At 60.8% G+C, this 23,381-nt stretch carries 19 protein-coding genes (1 of these 19 running past the window's edge); 3 read left to right on the top strand and 16 right to left on the bottom strand.

Annotated features, from left to right (window positions below):
* Positions 1–38: 38 nt before the first annotated feature.
* Positions 39–1,928, top strand: a complete 1,890-nt coding sequence (locus ACQY1K_RS20265) for a bifunctional sugar phosphate isomerase/epimerase/4-hydroxyphenylpyruvate dioxygenase family protein (RefSeq protein ID WP_430260545.1) — start codon at positions 39–41, stop codon at positions 1,926–1,928.
* 64 nt (positions 1,929–1,992) lie between these two features.
* Here the strand turns inward: ACQY1K_RS20265 and ACQY1K_RS20260 are convergent, their stop codons facing one another.
* From ACQY1K_RS20260 to ACQY1K_RS20185, 16 genes are all read right to left on the bottom strand, one after another.
* The gene (locus ACQY1K_RS20260; RefSeq protein WP_062459050.1) at positions 1,993–3,648 is read right to left on the bottom strand and encodes an OFA family MFS transporter; all 1,656 of its coding nucleotides are present in this window, start codon (positions 3,646–3,648) and stop codon (positions 1,993–1,995) included.
* 126 nt (positions 3,649–3,774) lie between these two features.
* Positions 3,775–4,092: a formate dehydrogenase subunit delta gene (locus ACQY1K_RS20255; protein WP_430260543.1), complete on the bottom strand. Its 318-nt coding sequence runs from the start codon at positions 4,090–4,092 to the stop codon at positions 3,775–3,777.
* A gap of 305 nt (positions 4,093–4,397) precedes the next feature.
* A complete protein-coding gene (gene fdhF / locus ACQY1K_RS20250; protein ID WP_430260541.1) occupies positions 4,398–7,277 on the bottom strand; it encodes a formate dehydrogenase subunit alpha in 2,880 nt (959 codons plus the stop codon).
* A gap of 288 nt (positions 7,278–7,565) precedes the next feature.
* The gene (locus tag ACQY1K_RS20245; protein ID WP_430260539.1) at positions 7,566–9,122 is read right to left on the bottom strand and encodes a formate dehydrogenase beta subunit; all 1,557 of its coding nucleotides are present in this window, start codon (positions 9,120–9,122) and stop codon (positions 7,566–7,568) included.
* Positions 9,119–9,598, bottom strand: coding sequence for a formate dehydrogenase subunit gamma (locus ACQY1K_RS20240; RefSeq protein ID WP_430244483.1), 480 nt, complete (start codon positions 9,596–9,598; stop codon positions 9,119–9,121). Before ACQY1K_RS20240 ends, ACQY1K_RS20245 begins: the two co-directional genes overlap by 4 nt.
* A gap of 237 nt (positions 9,599–9,835) precedes the next feature.
* Positions 9,836–10,444 (bottom strand): J domain-containing protein, encoded by a 609-nt coding sequence (locus tag ACQY1K_RS20235; RefSeq protein ID WP_062459068.1) that lies wholly within the window; start codon positions 10,442–10,444, stop codon positions 9,836–9,838.
* A gap of 151 nt (positions 10,445–10,595) precedes the next feature.
* Entirely contained in the window at positions 10,596–11,882 is a 1,287-nt protein-coding gene (locus tag ACQY1K_RS20230; RefSeq protein WP_430260537.1) for a TRAP transporter large permease, read from the bottom strand.
* A gap of 2 nt (positions 11,883–11,884) precedes the next feature.
* The gene (locus tag ACQY1K_RS20225; RefSeq protein ID WP_062459070.1) at positions 11,885–12,394 is read right to left on the bottom strand and encodes a TRAP transporter small permease; all 510 of its coding nucleotides are present in this window, start codon (positions 12,392–12,394) and stop codon (positions 11,885–11,887) included.
* Between the two features lie 90 nt (positions 12,395–12,484).
* Positions 12,485–13,489 carry a TRAP transporter substrate-binding protein gene (locus ACQY1K_RS20220; RefSeq protein WP_430249322.1) on the bottom strand — a complete coding sequence of 335 codons (1,005 nt, stop codon included), beginning with the start codon at positions 13,487–13,489 and terminating at the stop codon, positions 12,485–12,487.
* A 239-nt stretch (positions 13,490–13,728) separates the two neighbouring features.
* Positions 13,729–14,529, bottom strand: coding sequence for a phosphodiesterase (locus tag ACQY1K_RS20215; protein WP_430260535.1), 801 nt, complete (start codon positions 14,527–14,529; stop codon positions 13,729–13,731).
* A gap of 68 nt (positions 14,530–14,597) precedes the next feature.
* Positions 14,598–15,890, bottom strand: coding sequence for an ABC transporter substrate-binding protein (locus ACQY1K_RS20210; RefSeq protein WP_430260533.1), 1,293 nt, complete (start codon positions 15,888–15,890; stop codon positions 14,598–14,600).
* Positions 15,891–15,935: 45 nt separating this feature from the next.
* The gene (locus ACQY1K_RS20205; RefSeq protein WP_113110022.1) at positions 15,936–16,757 is read right to left on the bottom strand and encodes a carbohydrate ABC transporter permease; all 822 of its coding nucleotides are present in this window, start codon (positions 16,755–16,757) and stop codon (positions 15,936–15,938) included.
* The gene (locus ACQY1K_RS20200; RefSeq protein ID WP_430260531.1) at positions 16,757–17,677 is read right to left on the bottom strand and encodes a carbohydrate ABC transporter permease; all 921 of its coding nucleotides are present in this window, start codon (positions 17,675–17,677) and stop codon (positions 16,757–16,759) included. The genes ACQY1K_RS20205 and ACQY1K_RS20200 overlap by 1 nt, the downstream gene beginning before the upstream one ends.
* A 2-nt stretch (positions 17,678–17,679) precedes the next feature.
* Positions 17,680–18,825, bottom strand: a complete 1,146-nt coding sequence (locus ACQY1K_RS20195) for an ABC transporter ATP-binding protein (protein ID WP_430260529.1) — start codon at positions 18,823–18,825, stop codon at positions 17,680–17,682.
* A gap of 161 nt (positions 18,826–18,986) precedes the next feature.
* Positions 18,987–19,775, bottom strand: coding sequence for a potassium channel family protein (locus tag ACQY1K_RS20190; RefSeq protein ID WP_062576393.1), 789 nt, complete (start codon positions 19,773–19,775; stop codon positions 18,987–18,989).
* A gap of 91 nt (positions 19,776–19,866) precedes the next feature.
* The gene (locus ACQY1K_RS20185) at positions 19,867–20,757 is read right to left on the bottom strand and encodes a LysR family transcriptional regulator (protein ID WP_430260527.1); all 891 of its coding nucleotides are present in this window, start codon (positions 20,755–20,757) and stop codon (positions 19,867–19,869) included.
* Positions 20,758–20,855: 98 nt separating this feature from the next.
* Here ACQY1K_RS20185 and ACQY1K_RS20180 point away from each other — a divergent pair, with 98 nt between their 5' ends.
* A complete protein-coding gene (locus tag ACQY1K_RS20180; protein WP_430260525.1) occupies positions 20,856–21,959 on the top strand; it encodes an aldo/keto reductase in 1,104 nt (367 codons plus the stop codon).
* Between the two features lie 211 nt (positions 21,960–22,170).
* On the top strand, positions 22,171–23,381 hold the 5' portion of the coding sequence (locus ACQY1K_RS20175) for an LLM class flavin-dependent oxidoreductase (RefSeq protein ID WP_430260523.1). 139 nt of this gene lie beyond the right edge of the window; 1,211 of the gene's 1,350 nt are visible here — the first part of the coding sequence; the start codon lies at positions 22,171–22,173; its stop codon lies beyond the right edge, outside the window.

Raw genomic sequence — 23,381 nt, 5'->3', positions numbered from 1 at the left:
CATATCGCAAACGAGGCTAGAGCAAACGAGGGCAAGTCATGAAGACGTCCATAGCGACCGTATCGATCAGCGGCGAACTTCCGGAAAAACTTGCAGCGATCGCGCAGGCGGGGTTCAGCGGTGTCGAGATCTTCGAGAACGACTTCCTCGCCTTCGACGGCACGCCGGCCGATGTCGGGCGCATGGTGCGCGATCATGGCCTGGAAATCACGCTCTTCCAGCCGTTCCGCGATTTCGAGGGCATGCCTGAACCGCACCGCTCGCGCCTGTTCGACCGGGCGGAGCGCAAGTTCGATATCATGCAGGAGCTGGGCACCGATCTGGTCCTCGTGTGCTCGAACGTCTCGCCGCTCGCGCTCGGCGGTATCGACCGGGCGGTGGCGGATTTTCACGAACTCGGGGAACGCGCTGCCAAGCGTGGCCTGAAAGTCGGTTACGAGGCGCTCGCCTGGGGCAAACACATTTCCGATCATCGCGATGCCTGGGAGGTTGTCCGTCGCACCAACCATCCGAGTATCGGCATCATCCTCGACAGCTTCCACACGCTGTCGCGGCAGATCGACATCAATTCGATCCGCTCGATCCCGAAGGAGAAGATCTTCATCGTCCAGCTGGCCGATGCGCCATTGATCGACATGGATCTGCTTTACTGGAGCCGACACTTCCGCAACATGCCGGGCGAGGGAGATCTGCCGGTCGAAGCATTTACCAGCGCCGTCGCCGAAACCGGCTATGATGGCTATTTCTCGCTGGAGATATTCAATGACCAGTTCCGCGGCGGCTCGGCAAAGGCTATCGCGGCAGATGGTCACCGATCACTGATCACGCTTGGAGATCGGGTGCGTCGCAATCCGAATGCGTCGGGCCTGACGCTCCCGGTCATGCCGGACCGCAGCGCCGTGCAAGGGGTCGGCTTCGTCGAATTTTCGGCAAGCGAGGCCGACGCCGGAGAACTGGCCGGCATCTTGCGCACGCTCGGTTTTTCCAAGACCGCACAACACCGCAGCAAGAAAGTCAGCGTGTTTTCGCAGGGCAATATCAAACTGCTTCTGAATACGGACGAGATGGGCTTTGCGAGTGCATCCTACGCCGTGCACGGCACCTCGGCCTATGCAATGGCTTTGAAGGTGGACGACGCGCGCGATGCGATGGATCGTGCGGTGGCATTGGGCGCCGAAGTGTTCAATCAACCCGTCGAGACGGGCGAGGTGACGATCCCCTCTATCCGCGGTGTCGGCGGAGGTCTGATCTACCTGCTCGATGACAAGACGGATCTTTCCCGCATCTGGGATATCGATTTCGCCCCAGTCGATGATGAGCATAAGAAGCAGGATGCCCACCTCCTGAGCGTCGATCATATCGCCCAGACGGTAGCGTATGAGGAGATGCTCACCTGGGTGCTTTTCTACACCTCGATCTTCGAGATGCAGAAGACGCCGATGGTCGACATCATCGACCCATCCGGCGTGGTGCGCAGCCAGGTTTTCGAAGCGCCGCAAGGCTCGCTTCGCATTACGCTCAATGGTGCGGAAAACCGGCGAACGCTTGCTGGACATTTCATTGCGGAGACATTCGGGTCCGGCATCCAGCATCTGGCATTCGAAACTGCGGATATCTTTGCGACGGCCGCAGCCCTGAAGGCGAACGGCTTCCGTCCCTTGCCGATCTCGCCGAACTATTATGGCGACGTGGAAACCCGCTTCGGTCTCGATCCGGACCTGACGGAGAGGCTGAAGGCGGAGAACATTCTCTACGACCGCGACGAGAACGGCGAATACTTCCAGCTCTATAGCGGCACGTTCGGGGAGGGGTTCTTCTTCGAGATCGTCCAGCGGCGCGATTATCGCGGTTATGGCGCAGCAAACGCGATCTTCCGCATTGCGGCCCTGAAGAAGCAGATCAGGCCGGAAGGTGTGCCACGGCTTTAGGCGTCGCGGGAGCCTTTGGTGATTAGGGGCCGGCCGGGTAGGCCGGCCCCGTTTGCTATTTGTGTTAGCCGAACAGGACGAGGCTGCTTTTCAGCGTGACCCAGATGCCCCAGATCATGGGGATGCCGACGACTGCCCAGGCGAGAGCGGCCTGAGCGGAGAAGCCGCCCTTGCCGATGCCGAATGAACCGGTTGGACCGGCATTTGCAGCTGCAGTCTTTGCCTGCAGCGAGGCAACCTCTGCGTCGGACATAAACCATTTGTCGGCAAGCGGCCGCACCAGTGAGTTGGCAATGAGGCCAAGCACGAGCATGCCCGCAAGTATATACATTGTGCCGGTGTAGAGAGCCGGTCCCGGCGCAACGCCGGCAGCAATCTGCGCTTCACGAATGTAGTTCACCACGACCGGACCGACGATGCCGGCAGTCGCCCAGGCGGTCAGAAGACGACCGTGGATCGCGCCGACGAACTGGGTTCCGAAGATATCGGCAAGATAGGCCGGGATGGTTGCGAAGCCGCCGCCATACATGGACAGGATGATGCCGAATGCCAGAACGAACAGACCCTTGTTGCCGAGATTGGCAAGTGTCGGTGCGGTTGCATAGAGGATGATGCCGAGGATGAAGAACGTATAGTAGGTGTTCTTGCGGCCGAGCTTGTCGGAGAGCGAGGCCCAGACAAAGCGTCCGCCAATATTGAAGAGCGACAGAAGGCCGGTGAAGCCTGCAGCGATTGCTGCGATCTGTGCCTTCTGTCCAGCGTCGAGCTGCGCGAACGCGACGTCCGGCAGACCGATCAGCGAACCGGCGAAGATTTCCTGCAGCATCGGCGATGCCATGCCGATAACGCCGATACCGGCGGAGACGTTGAGGCAAAGCACGGCCCAGATCAGCCAGAACTGCTTTGTCTTGTGGGCGTCACGCAGGTGAACGTGTTTCGTGGTGATCATCGTCGACTTGGAAGCGGGCGGTGTCCAGCCTTCAGGACGCCATCCTGCCGGCGGGATGCGGTAGCCGAAGGCGCCGCCCATCATGAAGCAGAAATAGATCGCAGCCATGGCGATGAAAGTCTGCCACACACCGACAGACACGTCGGTCTTGAAGAAGTTCATCAGAAGGTTTGCGAGCGGAGCGCCAATCATTGCGCCGCCGCCGAAGCCCATGATCGCCATGCCTGTCGCCATGCCGCGACGGTCCGGGAACCACTTGATCAGCGTTGACACCGGCGAGATATAGCCGAGACCGAGACCGATGCCGCCGATAACGCCGGCGCCGACCCACATCATCCACAGCTGATGGGTCATGACGCCCATGGCTGCGACGAGAATGCCACCGCACCAGCAGCAGGCGGAGACGAAACCAGCCTTGCGTGGACCGACCTTTTCAAGCCAGCCGCCCCAAATGGCGGCGGAGCAGCCGAGCAACACGAAGAACAGCGTGTAGATCCAGCCAAGATCGGCAACGCGCCAGTTGCAGCTCGTCGTAAACAGTGCCGTCAGCAGGCCCATGCCTGTGCATGACGGGTCGGCCGCACCTGGAATGGCGCGCGAAAGCGGCAGCCAGAATACGCTGAAGCCGTAGGCCATGCCGATGCAAAGGTGAATAGCGAGGGCTGCCGGCGGCACAAGCCAACGGTTGAAGCCCGGTTTTGCGATAATACGTTCCTTATCCAGGAGGCCCGCGTCAACGACGCCGCCTCCTGCTGTTCCTGCAACTGCCATAAAAGAAAATCCCTCTCTGAGTAATGGCTTTCAACGTGAACTCACCACTGCCCTCCAGCTGAAGGCGAGCGCACGTGATGCTTTCCGGTGTGATCTGCCGGAAGCGGTTTCGTCTGGCCCCGTTCCCTAACGTCCGAAAGTACCCCCGGCCGTTCCCTCTTTGGTTCCCGTACCCATACCGTCCGTTTCTTTCGGTCGGCGGATCAGTGTCGAAGCCTCGATGACAAGCGGCAGAAGTCCTGCGCCGCCGGCATCGAGATGCTCGAAAAGGTGCCGGCGCATGCGCGGCTCCCAGAATTTGTTGATATGTGTCGCAACACCATTGGTTCGCACGCTCTCCGGCTGGGATAAGAAAAACGTGGCGATCTGGTTTGCCATCCGGACCAGCTTTTCGTGGCCGTGGGTTTCATGTGGCACTGTGTCGTCCAACTGATCATGCACCATCGCAAAAAGCTCCGATGGCGATCAGACGACCCTTCGTTGCAGCAGCCGGATACGGTCCGGAGATCCGCGCAGTTGAAGCGCGGCTGCCGTGATAGCTGAAACCTATCGTACGATTGGCCTGTACCGAGATTGAGCGAGTTGCACTGTTTCCGTTACGACGGCTAGTTTCAAGAACTGCACTTGCGACGAACAATGGCGTCATAGGACTCTGCGACAAATTGGCACTCCCCCTTAATCTGGTTCTTGACCTGTTTGCAAGAGCCCTACGGCCTCACCGATTGCCTATTTGCAATTGATAATTCCGATTACTCCGCAGCCTCCATTCGACCTGCGATGCGTCGCGATCTGCGCGACAGGTCGCCGTAGTCCTGCTGCCACTCCGTCGGGCCATTCGACGGCGAAACCTGCACCGCCGTGACCTTGTATTCCGGGCAGTTGGTGGCCCAGTCGGAATAGTCGGTCGTGATCACGTTCGCCTGCGTATCGGGATGGTGGAACGTGGTGTAGACGACACCCGGCGCCACGCGGTCGGTGATCAGAGTCCGCAGCGTCGTATCGCCGGCTCGGCTGGCAAGCTTGATCCAGTCGCCGTCCTTGATCCCGCGCTGCTCGGCATCGTGCGGGTGGATCTCGAGACGGTCCTCCGCATGCCAGACGACGTTTTCCGTCCGTCGCGTCTGCGCGCCGACATTATACTGCGACAGGATACGGCCGGTGGTGAGCAGAAGCGGGAACCGCGGCCCGGTGCGTTCGTCGGTCGCGACATATTCGGTGCGAATGAACTTGCCCTTGCCGCGCACGAAGCCGTCGACATGCATGATCGGCGAACCGAGCGGATGCGCTTCGTTGCAGGGCCACTGCACCGAGCCCATCTCTTCCAGATAGTCGTAGGACACCTTGGCAAAGCTTGGGGTCGTTGCGGCGATCTCGTCCATCACCTGCGACGGATGGGTGTAGTTCCACGGCAGTCCCATGGCCTGCGCCAGTTTCTGCGTCACTTCCCAGTCGGCCAAGCCGTTCTTCGGGCTCATCACCTTGCGAACCCGGTTGATGCGCCGCTCCGCATTGGTGAACGTGCCGTCCTTTTCGAGGAAGGTCGAGCCGGGGAGGAAAACATGCGCGAAATTGGCGGTTTCGTTGAGGAACAGGTCGTGCACGACGACGCATTCCATCGCTTCGAGACCGGCGGACACATGCTTGGTATCCGGGTCGGACTGCAGGATATCCTCGCCCTGGATGTAGATGCCCCTGAACGTGCCTTCGACCGCCGCATCCAGCATGTTGGGAATGCGCAGGCCCGGCTCGTTGTTGAGCGTTACGCCCCACAGCTTTTCGAACGTCTCGCGGGTGGCATCGTCGGAGATGTGGCGATAGCCCGGCAGTTCGTGCGGGAAGGAGCCCATGTCGCAGGCGCCCTGGACATTGTTCTGGCCCCGCAGCGGATTGACGCCGACGCCGGGCCGACCGAGATTGCCGGTGACCATGGCGAGGTTGGCGATCGCCATCACCGTCGTCGAGCCCTGGCTGTGCTCGGTGACGCCGAGACCGTAATAGATCGAGCCATTGCCCCCGGTCGCAAACAGCCGTGCGGCACCACGCAGCAGATCGGCGGGAACGCCGGTATAGGCCTCCGTCGCTTCCGGGCTATGCGCGTCTTCCGAAACAAACGCCGCCCAATCCTCGAATTCCGACCAGTCGCAGCGCTCGCGGATGAAGGCTTCGGCAAACAGTCCCTCGGTGACGATGACATGCGCCAGCGCGGTCAGGACAGCCACATTGGTGCCTGGCTTTAAGGGGAGGTGAAACGCTGCCTCGACATGGGGCGAGCGGACGATATCGGTGCGGCGCGGATCGATGACGATGAGTTTCGCACCCTGCCGCAACCGCTTCTTCAGCCGCGACCCGAACACCGGATGCCCGTCGGTCGGGTTGGCGCCGATGATCACGACCACGTCGGTGTGCTCGACGCTGTCGAAATTCTGCGTTCCGGCCGAGGTGCCGAAAGCCTGGCCGAGCCCGTAACCAGTCGGCGAATGGCAGACGCGGGCACAGGTATCGACATTGTTGTTGCCGAAACCGGCCCGGATCAGCTTCTGGACGAGGAATGTCTCTTCGTTGGTGCAGCGCGACGAGGTGATGCCGCCGATCGACTCGCGGCCATACTGATACTGGATGCGCCGGAACTCGGAGGCGACATGGCTGAACGCTTCTTCCCAGCTGACTTCCCGCCACGGATCGGAAATCTTCTCGCGGATCATCGGATTGAGGATGCGGTCCTTGTGGCTCGCATAGCCATAGGCAAACCGTCCCTTGACGCAGGAATGGCCGCGATTGGCCTGGCCGTCCTTCCACGGTACCATCCGCACCAGTTCTTCGCCGCGCATTTCAGCCTTGAACGAACAGCCGACGCCGCAATAGGCGCAGGTCGTCACCGTCGAATGCTCTGGCTGGCCGATTACGATCACCGACTTCTCGGTCAGTGTCGCGGTCGGGCATGCCTGCACGCAGGCACCGCAGGAAACGCATTCGGACTCGAGAAAATGTTCGTGCGCGCCGGGAGAGACGCGGCTTTCGAAACCGCGGCCTTCGATTGTCAGCGCGAACGTGCCCTGCACTTCCTCGCAGGCGCGGACGCAGCGCGAACAGACGATGCATTTGGAAGGGTCATAGGTGAAGTAAGGGTTCGACTCGTCCTTCGGCATCCACTTGGCATTGATGGCGCCGTCGGTCCGGGCCCTCACATGGTTGTCGCCCTCGTAGCCATAGCGAACGTCGCGAAGGCCGACGGCACCCGCCATGTCCTGCAGCTCGCAGTCGCCATTGGCGGCGCAGGTGAGGCAATCGAGCGGGTGGTCGGAGATATAGAGCTCCATCACACCCTTGCGGATCTGTTTCAGCCGCTCCGTCTGCGTGTGGACGACGATCCCGGGCGCAACCGGCGTGGTGCAGGAGGCCGGCGTGCCGTTGCGGCCCTCGACCTCGATCAGACAGAGCCGGCAGGACCCGAAGGCATCCACCATGTCGGTGGCGCAGAGCTTGGGCACCTGGATGCCGGCCTCCATCGAGGCGCGCATGATCGAGGTGCCGGCGGGAACGGTGATCTGGCGCCCGTCGATGGTGAGCGTCACCGTATCGGTGGATTTAGAAACGGGTGTGCCGTAGTCGATTTCATGAACGAGGGACATGATGCGTCTCCTGTTTGAACATGGGGGTGCGGACTGGGCGGCGGGGAGAAAGTCCCCCTCTGGCCTGCCGGCCATCTCCCCCACAAGGGGGGCGAATAGATGCCGCGCCGACTTCACCCAATAGGGAAGCAAGCCGCGCGGCAGGTTGAGCCCTCCCACCTGTGGGGAGGGCGGCGAGCAAAGCGAGCGGGAGGGGTCTTGTTGCCCGCCCTTCGCTATAGCTGCGGGCATTCGTAATTCGAAAAGCCAAATCGTTGGCTTTTCGTCTGCTACGCAGAGCACTCCTCATCATTCCGCCGCCTCCACCATCGGTGCCGGCGCAAAATCCTCCGGAAAATGGTTCATCGCGCTCATCACAGGATAGGGCGTGAAGCCGCCGAGCGCGCAGAGCGAGCCGAACTTCATCGTGTTGCAGAGATCCTCCAGCAGCACCTTGTTCTTGTCAGGCTCGATGCCGGCCCGTATCTTGTCGACGGTTTCGACGCCGCGGGTGGAGCCGATCCGGCAGGGGGTGCACTTGCCGCAGCTTTCGATGGCGCAGAATTCCATCGCGAAGCGAGCCTGTTTCAGCATATCGGCGCTGTCATCGAACACCGAGATGCCGGCATGGCCGATCAGCCCGCCTCTTTCGGCAAATGCCTCGTAGTCGAAGGGCGTATCGAACAGTTGCCTAGGGAAGTAGGCGCCGAGTGGACCGCCCACCTGCACCGCCTTGACCGGCCGCCCGGTTGCCGTGCCGCCACCGATATCATCGATGATCTGGCCGAGCGTCAGCCCGAAAGCCGTCTCGAACAGGCCGCCATGCTTGACGTTGCCGGCGATCTGGATCGGGATCGTGCCGCGCGAGCGGCCCATGCCGAAATCCCGGTAGAATTCGGCGCCCCGCTCCATGATCACAGGCACAGAGGCGAGAGAGATGACGTTGTTGACCACCGTCGGCCGGCCGAGAAATCCCTGCAAAGCCGGTAGCGGCGGTTTTGCGCGCACGGTACCGCGCTTGCCTTCCAGCGAGTTCAAGAGCGACGTCTCCTCGCCGCAGACGTAGGCGCCGGCACCGGAGCGGATCTCGATGTCGAAGGCATAGACCGAGCCCATCACCGAAGGCCCGAGGATGCCGGCCGCGCGGGCGAGCTCGACGGCCTCGGTCATCGTGGCAATGGCGTGCGGATATTCCGAGCGGGTATAGACGTAACCCTTCGCGGCACCCGTTGCGATGCCTGCGATCGCCATGCCCTCGATCAGTACGAAGGGATCGCCCTCCATGATCATCCGGTCGGCAAACGTGCCGCTGTCGCCCTCGTCGGCATTGCAGACGATAAATTTCTGGTCGCCCGGCCCGTCCATGACCGTCTTCCACTTGATGCCGGTCGGAAAACCGGCACCGCCGCGGCCGCGAAGACCGCTGTCGGTAACCTTTGCGACGATCTCCGCCTGCGACATCGCGATGGCGTTCCGAAGACCCACAAGTCCGTTGTGCCGCTGGTAATCCTCGAGCGACAGGGGATCGGTGATGCCGCAGCGGGCAAAGGTCAGCCGGGTCTGCTGACGAAGGAAAGGAATTTCCTCCGTCAGCCCGAGACAGAGGTCGTGGCCTCCGCCATCCATCAACCCGGCATCGAACAGACCCGCCACGTCGCCGGTCTTGACCGGACCGTAGGCAACGCGCCCTCTGTCCGTCTCGACCTCGACCAGCGGCTCCAGCCAGACCATGCCGCGCGAGCCGTTGCGCACCAGTCTTGCATCCAGCCCGCGGCTGTCGATTTCCTGCGCGATGGCCTTTGCCACCCTGTCTGCGCCAAGCGCCAGAGCTGCGGCATCGCGCGGAACGAAGATCGTAACCGTCATCGCCTTGCCTCCCGTACCATGTCGCCGAGACACTGCTCGTCGACCCGACCATAGAGTTCGCCGTCCATCATTGCGGCCGGTGCGCAGGCGCAGAGACCGAGGCAGTAGACCGGCTCCAGCGTCACCGCGCCATCGAGCGTCGTCTGGTGAAAGTCGATCCCGAGAACCTGCCGGGCGCGATCCGCGATATGGTCGCCGCCCATCGACTGGCAGGCCTCGGCCCGACAGAGCTTCAGCACATGACGGCCCGCCGGATGATCGCGGAATTCGTGATAGAAGGTGACGACGCCGTGCACCTCGGCGCGAGACAGGTTGAGTTCGGTCGCGATCACCTGCTTGACCTCATCCGGCACGTAACCGAACTCCGCCTGAATGGCATGCAGGATGGGCAGCATCGGCCCTTCGAGATGCTTCAGGCTTGCGATAATGCTCAGCGACCGCGCGGTGAACTCACCGGCGGAAATATGCATGTTCATATGAGCGGCCTCCCCGCTGATCCCGCAAGCCGCCCTCCACGACAGCCAACGGGGTCAAAACACGTGCAAGGTGGGCGAACCCAGCTTCACGATGCAGGAAAGTGTCTCATCTCATGATTTTTGGTCAATAGTGCAGAACGGTTACGCAATAGAACAAAGCTATCGCACAACCTGCCGCCATTCGGACGCGTCCGAGTCTTAACTGTAAGACCCGCAACTATAGCGATGCACGAAGTCTCAGCAGAAGCCGTTCAGCTTGAGGATCTTGTGCGCCTCGATCGATGCGCGAAGCTCGTCTTCCGATGTTCGGCTGCCCTGGTTTGCATCGGGATGGTGCATCTTGAGGCGCTCCTTGTAGCGGAGCCTGATCTGCGCGGGCGTTGCGTCTTGCGGAAGTCCGAGTGTCTCGAACGCCTTTGCTTCGAGAACCTTGAGCTTTCTTGCCTGCTGTTCCGCCTTTTGCGCCTTGCGCTGCTCCGCGCTCTTTCGCGCGTTGAGCGCCTTTGCCGACCCGGAGCGGGTCGTCAGCGGCATCGGGATCTCGGTCGGCTGCTTGACGCCGGTGCCCAATGTCGAGCGCTGGCCAGCGACCGCTTCCTTCTGGTAGCGGGCGACCACAGGATCCGACTGGGCCGGAGAAAAGTTGTAGCCCTTGTTGTAGTCCTTGATGTGCTCGAGACAGAATAGAAGATACAGGCCTTCGCCGCCCTGGCCGACCGGCGCGCGGTGAGAACCCTTCTTCTCGCAGCCATCCCACTGGCATCTCGGCCCGGATGTGTCGCTCTGCGGCGCAGGCTTTTTGCGGATGGACTTCAGGCCCACAAATATCTTCGAATCGACTGTCATAGGCGTCTATATGGCGGCAAGCTGCGATCTCGGCAAGCGGCGAACCTGCGTTCCACATTTATCCGTGTTTTTCGGAAAACAACTGTGCTTTTGGCGGCGATATCCGGCGTTCGTTACCGAGTGTCGCCGCGGCTATCTTGGGAGTACCGGATCAAAATCCGGTGAGACGCGGCAGCCAGGTCGACAGCGCCGGAATGAAGGTGATCACCAGCAGGATCACGACGTAGGCGACGAGGAACGGTGTCATCTCCCTCGAGATCTCGCTGACCCTGATCCTGACCGCGGCCGAAACGACATAGAGAAGCTGGCCGACTGGCGGAGTAATCAGCCCGATCGTCAGGTTGAGAATAACGATCATCGCAAAGTGGATCGGATCGATCCCCAGGCTGAAGGCGATCGGCGCCAGGATCGGCACCAGGATCATGACGCCGGGAAGGGGATCCATGAATGTGCCGAACAGCAGCAAAAGGACGTTGACGGCGAGAAGGAACATGATCGGGCTGAGGTTCCACGATATGATCAGGTCCGCCATATATTGCGGCACGCCTTCAATGATCAGCACCCAGGCAAAGGCGCGTGCGGCAGCGAGGATGAGCAGAATGCCGACGGTGATCATCGCCGAGCGGAAGATGATATCAGGCAGATCCCGCATGTGCAGGGAGCGGTAGATGAACATGCCGCAGAACAGCGAGTAGAATACCGCGATGACGGATGCCTCGGTCGGGGTGAAGTACCCGGCGCGGATGCCACCGACGACGATGACGATCAGGGCAACTGCCGGCAACGCGTAAACGGTCGTCCTCACCATCTCGGCCAGCGTCGGCCGCAGATCCATTGAGCGGTAGTTGCGCTTGCGGGAAATGTAGAAATTGACCGCGCACATCGCGGCGGAGATCAGGAGACCCGGAATCACACCTGCGACGAAGAGCGCTCCCACGGAGACGCGATTGTCCTGCAAGGCATAGATGATCATGGTGATCGACGGCGGGATGATCGGATCGACGATTGCCACGGCTGCAGCCAGCGCTGACGCATAGCGCTTCTCGTAACCGCTTTTCTCCATCATCCGGATTGTCATCGCGCCCGGTCCGGCCGCTGCCGCGAGTGCCGAGCCGGAAATGCCGGCAAACAGTGTCGTTGAGATGATGCTGGCATAGCCAAGCCCGCCGCGAGCGCGGCCGACGAATTGCGCTGCAAGGCGCAGAAGGTGATGGGTCAGTGCGCCGCCCGTCATCAGTTCAGCCGCCAGGATAAAGAACGGGACGGCGAGCAGCGGAAAGCTGTCGACGCCGGAGAACATTTCCTTGATCACGACGATCTGCGGATAGCGGCTTCCCAGGATGACGGCGAGCCAGGTCGAGATCGCCAGCGTGAAGGCGATTGGAACGCCGACGGCCATCAGGATGAAGAACGAGCCGAAGAGAATGGAAATCATCATGGTCAGGCAGCAACCGGCGGGAGGTCGTCTTCGCCCTGCAGCGCGCTCATGCCGCCGATGACGTAGGTGCGCAGAACCAGGAGAAGATGGATGGTCAAAAGGGTGAAGCCGATCGGGATCGCGAGATAGATATAGCCGAAGGGGATCTGCGTGGACGGCGTCGTCTGCAGCATCGTGCGGCCAACGTAGGTTTTGCCGGCCCAGATCATCACCGCGAAGAACGCGAACATGATGATCGCCGAGATGATGCGAAGGATGCGGGCTTTGCGATCTCCGACCGCGATCTGGACGTTGTCGATCGCCGTCAACGAACCGTGCCTGAGCGTAATGCCGGCTCCGATGAATGTCAGCCAGATCATCAGGTGGCGGGCAACTTCGTCCGACCAGGTGATCGACTGATTGGTGAGAAACCGAAGGCAGACGTTGAGAAACACCAGGATCGCCATCGCAGACAGTATAGCGATCAGCAGCCAGCGATTGAGATCGACGAAAATACGTTCGAATTTCTGCATTGCACCCCCGGCGCTCGAAGCGCCGCCCCTCGGATCGATCCGCTGACGGGCGTCCACCTGAAGAGGGCGCCCGTCGAAGTGTTGACGCGCTTATTTCGTGGCGATGATCTGGTCGACAAGTTCCTTGGTATAGGTCTTGTAGTAACCGTCATAGGCGGACTGGATCGACTTCTGGAACGCGGCCTTCTGCTCGTCACTGAGCACGTTGACCTGCATGCCTGAAGCCTTCGCCTTTTCCACGCCGTTCTTTTCGGAGGCGTCGACAAAGGCGCGCATGGCTTCCTTGCCCTTCAGCGCACCGTCGGCAAAGATCTTCTGTTCGTCCTCGGAAAGGCTTTCCCAGAACGATGGCGCCACGATCAGCATTGCCGGCGAATAGACGTGTCCGGACACCGTCAGATACTTCTGAACTTCCCAGAGCTTGGCGGAGACGATGACCGAAAGCGGGTTTTCCTGTCCGTCGATCGCGCCCTGCTGCAGGGCTGGAATGACTTCCGGCCAGGACATTGGCGTCGGTGCGGCACCAGCCGTCTTGAAGGCCGCGATATGGACCGGATTTTCCATGGTGCGGATCTTCAGGCCGGCCAGATCCTCCGGCTTTTCGATCGGCTGGCGGTTGTTGGTGATGTGACGAAAGCCCTGCTCGCCCCATGCAAGGGCGATCAACTCTCGGTCGCGGAATTTTTCGAGGATGCCTTCACCGATCGGTCCGTCCAGCACGGCGCGCGCATGCGTCAGGTCGCGGAACAGGAACGGGATATCGGTGACGCCGATCTCGGGCACGAAGTTGGAGAGAGCGCCGGAGGAAACCACAACGGCCTGGACGCCGGTTCCAAGCTGCAGGCCTTCGATGACTTCGCGCTCGCCACCTTGTGCGGAGGACGGGAAATGCGTGAACTTGAATTTGCCCTGGCTGGTTTCGGTAACGTATTTGTCCCAGCCATCGGCGGCGGCACCGTAATGGGAATCGCGCGCCAGCGCGTAGGCGATCTTGACCTCAGTTGCCTGTGCGAAGGCCCCCGTGGCCCAGGTTGCTGCAAGGGTGGCAGCCGCAAAGGCGCCAGCGAACGTCCGTCTGTTCAACGCATGAAACACGTGTTTTCCTCCCGTAGAGCGCGTCGTCCTCATCCGCGCATGTGGACGACCTCCATCCGCGAAAACCTGATAGACGTCAAGTTCATCCAAGGCCGATAAAAGAGCCTCGCCGGGGGTATTTCGGTTGCGGTCTGATTGACGGCCGATGTCTGTGGTGGAAAAGGCTCATCGCCTGCTTTCAGGCTCTGCGAGACGCAGGCTTTGGTCGAGGCGCACGACTTCGCCTCGACCGCCTGAAATCATGGTCCTTCGCAGATCGGCGCCTGTCCGGTGACCGTCTCGCCCACTTCGACGGCATAGGCGCGCAGGCCATGTCCATCGAGGTTGATGATCCGGTAGCAGGGATTGCCTCCCGTCCAGAACGGCTTCGGATTGGCAAGGTCGGTGACGAACCGATGTGCGCAGGCCTGACCGGAGCTGTAGGCGATGCCTTCGGCGCTCGTTCCCGACATTGGCACATGGATATGGCCGAACAGGATATGACGGATGCCCGCTTCGTGGCCGGCAAGCCGGCGCATGATCCGCCCGTCGTCATGCATGCCGATGTGATCGAAATGGGCAATGCCGCAGTCGATCGGCGGGTGATGGATAAAGACTGTCACCGGGTGCTGGCCGGCACCTTCAAGCGCCTCGTCCAGAAACGCCATCCGGTCTTCGCCAAAGATACCGCCGATGACACCCGCCTCATGGCTGTCGAGAAAGACAAGCCTTCCGAACTCCGTATCGAGGAAGGACTGGACATATCCGTTTGCATCGAGGGGATGGGCAGGGAAGGCCGCCCTAAAATTCGGCCGGTCGTCATGATTGCCGAGCATCAGGCGCACCTCGAACGGGACGGGCGCCAGAATATCCTTGAGGATGTCATAGGCTTCGGGATCACCGTGATTGCAAAGGTCGCCGGTCATCACCAACAGGTCCGCATCGGCATGCTTCTCGAGAATATCAGCCACGGCAGCGCGCAGCTGTTTCTCCGGGTCGACACCGTTCACGGACTGGCCTGACAGCATCAGGTGCGTATCGGTGATCTGCAGAATTTTCATCGTCGGTCTCTTAAAGAAATGAGTTGGCCGCGGAGAGGCTCCCCGCGGCCGTAGGCATTGGTTAGTGATTACTTCATCAACGCGTTGGTCTGCTCGACGATCTGCTTCAGACCGGCCTCGGGCGTGACTTCGCCGCGCATGACGGTGCCGATGATGTCGCGCTGGGTGCGCCAGATGCGTACGGAATCACCACCCGGATAACCGGCCCATGGCAGCGAGCGCTCAGCCTGGAGCGAAGCGGTTTTGACGTTCGGATGCTCGGCATAGTAGGGCGCCAGGAATTCCGGACCGGTGGCGAGCTTGTTGGTCGGCAGGTAACCGGTGATGCGAACGATGACGTTCTGCGCTTCCGGGCCTGTCACCCACTTCATATACTTCCAGGCTGCGTCCTGCTTTACCTTGTCCTGGGTCAGCATCACGGCCGAGTTTCCGCCGGTCGGCACGCCGCCCTTTTCAGGGTTATCCAGCGGGAAGGTCGAGGTCACCAGCTTGAAGCGGTCACCGACCAAGGCTTCGATCGTCTGCACATGGGCAGGCGTCGAGAAGATGAAGCCGGTCAGGCCAGCGCCGAACTGCTGACGCGACTGGTCCCAGTCAAGCAGGTTCTGGCCGCCTTCGGTCACGAAGCGTCGGGCGAGCTTTAGAGCGTCGAGGCCGATCTCGTTGTCGAAGCCGACGGTCTTGGTGGTCTCGTCGACCAGTTTGCCGCCCTGATTGGTGATGAGCGCCTGCCACAACCAGTCATCCGGCCACAGGTTGATATCGTAGCCCATGCCGGACACCTTGGCGTCCTGCGCATGGATCTTGTTCGCAAGCTGGATCAGGCCGTCGAATGTCTTCGGCATGTTGTCCGGGTCGCCGCCGGCTTTGCGCACCAGTTCGGCGTTGACATAGATGATCGGCGAAGAGGCGTTGACGGGCAGGCCGTACTGCTTGCCGTCGACCATGCCGAGCGCTGACATCTTCGGCGAATAGTTCTTGTCGAGGAAGGCCTGGCCGCCCTCCTTTTCGATGAACGGCGCGAGATCGGTGATCTGCTTGCGCGGTGCGAGTGTGTGGACCAGTTCTGCCGTCAGATTATAGCCGGAGAAATAGACGTCCGGCAGGTTGCCGGTGACGGCTGCGCGCAGAACCTGCTGCTGGCCATCGTTATAGCCGGGCGCTGGCGCCAGGAAGTTGATCTTGACGTCTGGATTGTTCTTCATGAACTCATCGGCCAGCGGCTGATGGAATTTCGTGAAGCCCGGCAGGTTGTAGAGCACGTTCAAAGTGACATCCGCTGCAGATGCTTGCGTGGAAAAACCTGTCAGCGCGAGGCCGAGAGCCAGTCCGCCAAGCGCGGTCCGTCTGGTGATATGCATTTTGGTCTCCGAAGAGTTCGGTTGGGGGAGGGAGGAGGAGAGCAGTTACTTCACGCCGGTCATGGTGATGCCGGCGATGAAATGTTTTCTGGCAAGAAGGAAGCAGACAACCATCGGAGCCGTGATAATCGTCGCACCCGCCATCAGCGCGCCGTAGTTCGCGCCTGATTCCACGTCCGCGAAAAACAGCATGCCGAGCGGCGGCGGCGCCAGATTGGTGTCGGTGACAACGATCATCGGCCAGTAGAGGTCGTTCCAGTGGGCGACCAGCGAGAACACCGAGAAGGCCGCAAGCGAAGGCAGAGAGCCGCGCAGCACCAGCCGGAAGCAGATCTCGAGTTCCGAAAATCCGTCCATGCGCGCAGCTTCGATGATCTCGTCGGGATAGCTGCGGAACGACTGGTTGAAGAGGAAGATCGCAAAGACCGAAAGAAGAAACGGCATCATCATCGCGAAATAGGTGTTGAGCAGCTGCGCTTTCGCGAGCCCCACGAAGAGGGGCAGGGCGAGCGCCTGAATCGGCACGGTCAGTGCGGCAATGACGAGCGTCAGCAGCAGTTTGCGTCCGGGAAAGCGGAGTTTCGCGAGCGCGTAGGCAGCGGGAACCGCTGTTAGCACCTGCACGAACAGGATGCCGAAGCAGACGATCACGCCGTTCATCATGAAGCGGAGCATCGGAACCTGACTGGCGGCCCGCGAATAGTTGTCGAGGGCTGCAAATTTCTCCGGGATCGGCCAGAGCGAGACGCTGAAGATCTCGGCGGGCGAACGGATGGAGGTCAGAAACATCCAGTAGAACGGCAGCAGCATCACGAAGGCCCCGGCGGCCAGAACGACATGCGGCAAATATCTGCGGAGCGCGGCCATCAGTAATGTACCTTCCGGTCCATATGCACCGTCTGGCCGATCGAGAGCACCAGGACGATGGCAAGGAAAATCAGGGTGAGGGCGGCCGCATAGCCGGTGTTGGAATATTCGAAGCCTTCAAGGTAGAGCGCGAACAGAAGCACTTCCGAGCCCGAGCGACCCTTGGTCAGAACCGCGACGGTTTCGAAAACCTTGAATGCGGATATCGACGTGGTGACGATGACGAACATCATCGTCGGTCCGAGCATCGGCAATGTGACCGTCAGGAAGCGGTCGATCGGGTTCTTCGCGCCGTCGAGCCGGACAGCTTCGTGCAGATCCTTCGGGATCGCGGTCAGACCGGCCAGGAAGAGCACCATGTTGAAGCCCAGCACCTGCCAGATGCCAATGATCGCCATGGTCGGGATCAGCAGCGACGGGTTGGACAGAAAGCCGACCGGCTCGAAGCCGAACCACTTGATCGCGGCATTGACCGGGCCGAGCGAGGGGTGCAGCAGGAACTGGAACACGGTTGCCATCGCAACGAGCGTCGCCGTCACCGGCAGGAAATAGGCGATCTCCCAGAAGCCGCGGCTGCGCTTGCGGTTATAGACGAGAAGTGCCACCCCGAGCGCCAGGATGACACCCGCCGGAATGACGATGACCGCGTAAAGCACCGTGTTCCACAATGCCCGCAAGAATACCGGATCGCTGAACGCCTTGCGAAAGTTGTCGAGGCCAACGAAGCTGGTGGACATGGCGCCGAGCTGATAGTCCGTGACCGAGAAGACGGCGAGAACAACCATCGGAATGATGTAGATGGCGAGCATCAGCAGCACTGCCGGAGCCACGAAGAAAAGCCCCCGGCGCGCCATGCGGCGTGCAGTCGAGGATTTGCGTGGTCGGGCCTCTGAAATCGCCTCTACCGTTGAAGCCGCCATACTCACGCCGGCACCTGTTCGTGAACGGTGATCTCGCGGCGCTTCTCGTCGGACCCGAAAAGATGGACGCCTTCCTTTGAAAACGCCAGCCGAACATTGCCATCCGCATCCGCGCCAAGATCGTCACCGACCCGCTGCCGCATGACGATGGAAATGGAAGGATCGCAGGTGAGATTGAAGGTGACGAAACGGTCTGCGCCCTGCGTTTCAGTCCGCACGAGGCTTGCCTCGATGCCATCAGCTGCGGGAAAAACGTCTTCGGCGCGGATGCCGAGTGTCGCAGGTCCCGGCCATGCGTTGCGCGCGGTGATACCGAGCTTTTGTCCGAACAGAACGATCTCTCCCGATGCGTCCAATTCGACGGGCAGGAGGTTGATCGATGGCGTTCCGATGAAACGTGCCACCGTCAGGGTCGAAGGGCGCCGGTAAAGTTCGTCCGGTGTGCCGAGCTGCTCGATGCGGCCTTCCGACATCAGGGCAATGCGGTCCGACATGGTCATCGCTTCGATCTGGTCATGGGTGACATAGATGAAGGTGGCGCCAAGGCGGCTGTGCAGGTTGGTCAGTTCGCCACGCATATGTGCGCGCAGTTTCGCGTCTAGATTGGACAGCGGCTCATCCATCAGGAAGGCGGAAGGCGAACGGACCAGGGCGCGGGCAAGCGCCACGCGCTGGCGCTGGCCGCCGGAAAGCTGTGCCGGCCTTCGATCGAGCAGATGGCCGATCTGCAGCACGTCGGCTGCTTCCTTTACCGAAGCATCGATCTCGCGGAGCATTTCGGCATTCGCGATCATGCGCCCGATCAGCGGCAACCTCGACCAGACCGAAAGGCGGCGCATGCGTAGCGGCGTCGCAATATTGTCGCGCACTGTCATGTGAGGATAGAGCGCGTAGGACTGAAAGACCATCGCCAGATTGCGGTCGGACGGATCCACATCGGTGACATCGCGGCTCCCGATCGACACCGTTCCGCGGTCTGCCGTCTCAAGCCCTGCGATGATCCGGAGCAACGTGGACTTGCCGCAGCCGGACATGCCCACGAGCGATAGAAACTCGCCAGGACGGATGGATAGGTCGATGCCCTTCAGGACGTCGTCGGCCCCGAAGCCTTTCCCTATGCCGGCAATGTCAAGCGATTGAGGCTGCATTCTGAGCTCCTTTTCGAAGGGGCTATGCAGCCGCGACATGACGGTGTTGCGACAGTTTTGAGAAGGTTATGTAACGGAGGAGGAGGGCGGGACGTGGACTGTTGGGTGCTACGCCTGCCCCTCAGGGTCGACGGCGGTTGGAGGCGTCGCCGGTCATTCGTTCAACTGCCCTCATCCGGAATGTTCAACACCTCTCCACAGGCCTTGCAATGCACCGCGTCTGCGTCATGGCGTTGCAGAGCGCAGCGCGGGCAGGGAAACGTGACCTTGTGCGGCCGGACGATCGCCTGCGCCAGCCGGACAAACAGCGAGATGCCGATGATCATGGTGAAGACGGATGTCAGCTTGCCGACCGTTCCCGGAAGCGTGATATCTCCGAAACCGGTTGTGGTGACCGTTGCCACCGTGAAGTAGAGCGCGTCGATGAAACCTTCGCTTCCGTCACGATTGTAGAAGAACGTGGTGTAAACGAACCCGGTCATCAGAAACAGGAACACCAGGAAGTTCAGCACGGCGCGCACGACGTCCAGATAGGACACGCAGCCCGCACGCCGCAGAACCTCCTTCAGCAACGGGCTTTGTCCGATGGCCCAGAGCCGCATGACGCGAAGAAAAGCAAAGTTGAACAGCGCGTCGGGGAAAAGCAGCGTCACCAGGAGGACGAGATCGATCCACGTCAACGGCCTTGCGAGCCAATGTCGCAGTGACGGCGCTGCGACGGCGCGGACCATGAGCTCCAAGCCGATCCAGGCTGCGATGATGTAATCGACGATCAGATAGGACGGGCTGGATCGAAGATACGGGCCGAGCAGGAAGAATGCCAAGATCGCCAGATCGACGACCGCAAATGCTGCCTGCATGGCGATGGCGTTCCGACCCGTAGGGCGCTCGAGCAACCGCACGCAGTCCCTGAACTTCATCCGGTCGCTTCTTTTTTCGACAATTTTCATGAGGTCCAGATAGATCGAAAGGAGATGTCATCAAGCGTACGCACAAAAACACGTTGCTGACCGCGCCAGTAGCAAATTGCGGAGGCATTGCTCAACTGGTTTTCAAGGCAGCGATCAGCGCCCGCAACGCCGGCGGGGATTGTCGCCGGCTCGGGTGATAAAGATGAAAACCTGGGAATCTTGGGCACCACTCGGCGAGGACCTGGATGAGCTTGCCCGACGCGATATCCTCCGCCACGTCATGCTCCATGATGTAACCAAGTCCGGCGCCCGCTCGTACGGCTGCAGCCGGAAGATCGCCGTCGTTGGCGACCAGAGGCCCGCGGGTGCGGATCTTGATTTCCTTGTCACCCCTCTGGAATTCCCAGGGAAGAAGTCCGCCCGATGTCTTCAGCCGATAACCGATGCAGGCATGACGGTCGAGATCATAGGGTGTCAGGGGAGGCGGGTATCTCTCGAAATAGGAGGGCGTGCCGACGACCACCGTCCTCAGGTCCGGGCCGATCTTGACTGCGATCATGTCCTTGTCGACCGTTTCTCCCAGCCGGATGCCCGCATCGAAACCAGCCGCGACGATGTCGGTCAAGCCATCATCGATGTTGACCTCCACGCGCACATCCGGGTTTGCAAGCAGGAATCCCGGCAGTTTCGGGAGGAGAACGATCCTGGCCGCATAGGCAAAGGTGGTGATCCGCACTGTGCCAGACGGGTTGTCGCGCCATTCAGCCATTGCCTGCAGGCCGTCTTCTATCTCCGCCAGCGCCGGGTTCAGTGATCGAAGCAGCCGCTCGCCCGCGTCCGTCGGAGACACGCTGCGTGTCGTGCGCGCCAGAAGCCGAACGCCCAGCCTCTCTTCCAGCCCGCGCATCGCATGGCTGAGTGCCGATGGCGACATGGCGAGGATCGCGGCCGCACGGGTAAAGCTGCACTCTCGTGCGACCGTCGCGAACGCCACGAGATCATTGAGGTGGTTGCGCTCCATTGCTGCATGCTGCTCACAAGTTCATGCCGCACGCAACCTCTAATCGGCAGGAGCAGGTGTTGCTAGGTTCTTCGTCATCACCAGCATGGAGAAGACGCATGGATCTCACGCATTACCGCACACTCGGCAAATCCGGACTGATCGTCAGCCCGCTCGCGCTCGGCACCATGACCTTCGGCGCCGGTCGGTGGGGCGCCGGTGAAAAGACGTCGCGTGCTTTGTTCGATACCTATACCGACGCCGGCGGCAACTTCGTCGATACCGCCGACATCTATTCGGGCGGCGAAAGCGAAACCATGCTCGGCACGTTTATGAGGGAAAAGGCCAACCGGGATCGTCTGGTGGTTGCCACCAAATCCGGTTTTTCCCGCGCGCGGGGGACGCCGCTCTGGGGTGGAAATGGCGCGAAAAACATCCGGCTCGGGATGGAGGGTTCGCTGCGGCGGATGAAAACCGATTATATCGACATGTACTGGATCCATGTCTGGGATCGTACGACGCCCGCCGAGGAGGTGCTGCAGACCCTGGCGGACGCGGTGCACGCCGGAAAGATCCTGCATTACGGCTTTTCCAACACGCCGGCATGGTATGTCGCCAAGATTGCAACACTTGCGGAAGCGCACGGCCTTCCGAAGCCGATCGGCCTGCAGTACAGTTATTCGCTCATCGACAGAGGCGTCGAGCTCGATGTTATCCCGGCAGGTGCCGAGTTCGGCTTGGGGCTCGTTCCATGGAGCCCTCTCGCTGCCGGCTTGCTGTCCGGCAAGTATGGTCGCGACAAGATTGCCGATGCGGGGCGCGCCACAGCGATGCCCGATAGCGGTGCACCGACGAGCGAGGGAGACAGCGACGGCCGGTTGAACGGGGACAATCCGTTTGGGGGCATGCTGTTCACCGAGCGCAACTTCGACGTGGTCGATGTGGTGAAGACGGTCGCAGACGAGATCGGCCGTTCCCCGGCGGAAGTTGCGCTTGCCTGGGTTGTCAACCGACCCGGCGTGTCCTCGGTTCTGATCGGTGCGAGCCGTGTCGCCCAACTCACGGAGAACGTCGCGTCGCTCGGGATCACACTGAGTGATGATCATTTGCAACGGCTGGAACAGGCAACGATGCTGCCGCTCCTCAATCCGTATTTCATCTTCCAAATCCCACGGGAAACATTGTTCGGCGGTCAGGCGGTTCAACCCTTCGCACCGTCCTGACGGGCAGGACCCTTGCCGATGTTTTACCGTTGTCGGCCGGGATATCGAGCGGGCTGATCCCCTTGCCCTCAGATTGCGTGCGGTATTTGCGCGAAAACAACCGGTCGGTTCTTGCCGACCGGGAGGCTGCTGCTAAGCTTCGGGCAAGTGTGCGCAGAGCGGATCGATACCGCGCACCGATCGGCATCAATCGGGAGTTCGAAATAACAGCATGGCGCGTCGCGACAAACTCAAGCTTGGCACATTCGTCTATACCTTCGGCTTTCATCCCGCTTCATGGCTGCATCCTGATAGCGATGTGACCGGCGCCAATGACTTCGCCCATCTCCTCAACGTTGCGAAACTGTCCGAAGCGGCCAAGTTCGATTTCATGTTCATGGCGGATTCTCCCGCGGCCGCTGTCGGCGATCCGGCAGCGCTGGCACGACAGCCGACCAAGATGAACCGTTTCGAGCCGCTGTCGCTCCTGTCAGCACTCGCGGTTTCCACCGAAAAGCTCGGCCTGGTCGCGACCGTTTCGACCAGTTATTACGAACCCTACAACGTCGCGCGCATCTTTGCCTCGATCGATCATTTGAGCGGCGGCCGCGCCTGCTGGAATGTCGTGACATCAGATCACAACGAGACGGGCTATAACTTCAACCGCGACGGACTCGATCCCCACGCCCTGCGCTACGAGCGGGGTGCGGAATTCGTCGATGTCGTTTTCGGTCTGTGGGACAGTTTCGAGGCGGACGCGCTCAAGCTGGATCGAGAGACCGGGATCTATTACGACAAAGACAAGCTGCATACGCTCAACCATGTGGGCAAGCATTTCCAGGTCCGGGGTCCCCTCAACATCGCACGTTCGCCCCAGGGCCGCCCGGTGATTGCTCAGGCCGGCGGGTCGGAGCCCGGCATGGATCTTGCCGCGCGCACCTCGGAGATCGTCTTCAGTCTCGCCTCCAACATCGATCGCAACCGGGCCTTCTATAAGAACGTCAAGGATCGCATGCCCGCCTACGGTCGTGATCCCGATGATCTCAAGATCATGCCGGGCATTGTCATCAATGTCGGCGAGACCGAAGCCGAGGCACAGGCCAAGGTCGATTTCATGATCGACAAGCTCCATCCCGATGTCGGTCGGCTGATGCTGTCGGAATTTCTTGAGGCGGATCTCGCAGGTGTTCCTCTCGACCAGCCGTTCCCCATGGACCGTCTGCCCGAGACGCCACGCGGCTCGCGCGCGCTGTTCGACGAGCTTGTGGATTTCGTCAAAAGCGGCCGGACGGTCGGCGAGCTGATCCGTCACTATGCGGAAAAGCACACCGGCAATGGTATCACCGGGACGCCCACCCAGATTGCCGACTTCATGGAGGAATGGTTCGAGACCCGGGCAGCCGACGGCTTTATCCTGATGTTCCCGACCCTGCCGTCCAGCCT

It is taken from the genome of Neorhizobium sp. IRS_2294 (assembly GCF_050500145.1).
GTDB lineage: Bacteria > Pseudomonadota > Alphaproteobacteria > Rhizobiales > Rhizobiaceae > Neorhizobium > Neorhizobium soli.
This window is presented reverse-complemented; position numbering and strand designations above follow the sequence as displayed.